This is a genomic window from Spiroplasma endosymbiont of Lariophagus distinguendus (assembly GCF_023846195.1).
Classification (GTDB): domain Bacteria; phylum Bacillota_I; class Bacilli_A; order Mycoplasmatales; family VBWQ01; genus Spiroplasma_E.
The window spans coordinates 1-954 of record NZ_JALMUW010000134.1; the positions used below are offsets into that span (position 1 = coordinate 1).

Sequence of the window (954 nt, forward strand, 5' to 3'; positions counted from 1 at the left end):
ATGGGGAAATATTATTTTGATTAGATTTTGATAGTATATTTATACCTCAAATTAAACCAAAAACATTTAAAGAAATAAACAAAAAAATTAAACCAACATATTTATTTCTATGACATAAATCATGACCTTTACATGCAATTAATAATAATAATACTATTCCAAACATTACTGAAAGTATTATTACATCTGCTAATCATAGTTCAATCATATTTAATCTTCTCCATATCATAATAATTTAAATAATTATAATTATATACTATTTTTATCTTGCATTTAAAATTATTTTACTAATACCTGCTAATTGTTGATTTGTATAAATTTTAGCATAAGAATTTTCACCAAAATCTATAATAGTTTCTACATGACCTTTACAAGGTGTAACAAAAATATTAATTTTTCAATTCAAATTATCATTTGAATTACTTAATATATCAAATCCAATTGGATTATTATTATTAAATTTTGATTCAATACCAGCAATTACTGTGAATTCATAAGTTACTAAATTATATTGTGATTTATTACCTTGATAATAAGCATAAGCATATCCAGAAGAATGATTACCAATTTTACCTTTTTCAAAATGTTTCTTTTTATCAATATTAGGTATTGACTTTGAAAATATTAAATCATTTAAATTAATTTCAGTTGAACTTGTTAATTCTTTTGCTGGATTAAAACTTTCTTTAGTATCATAACCACCACCATGTGTATCACTTACAGAATTTATATTATAATTAAAATAAATAGTTACTGATTTATAAAATCTTTTTAAATCATTAAAAGTATTAATTAATAAAGTTGGGTCTAGTTTTGATTTAATATCAATATCTATATTTTTTGAAAATGGACTATTATTACTAAATCATTCATCAGTATTATCAATAATAGAATTGTTAGTTATGGAAACTAATGGTATATCTTTATAAGATAATTCTATTTTTAAATCTGGAA

At 20.3% G+C, this 954-nt stretch carries 2 protein-coding genes; both read right to left on the reverse strand.

Annotated elements, in window-relative coordinates:
• Positions 1 to 208 (reverse strand): hypothetical protein (locus tag M0D11_RS06100; RefSeq protein ID WP_252321034.1); only part of this gene is annotated, 208 nt, incomplete at its 3' end.
• Positions 209 to 262: 54 nt separating this feature from the next.
• On the reverse strand, positions 263 to 954 hold a 692-nt coding region (locus tag M0D11_RS06105), incomplete at its 5' end, for a hypothetical protein (protein ID WP_252321036.1).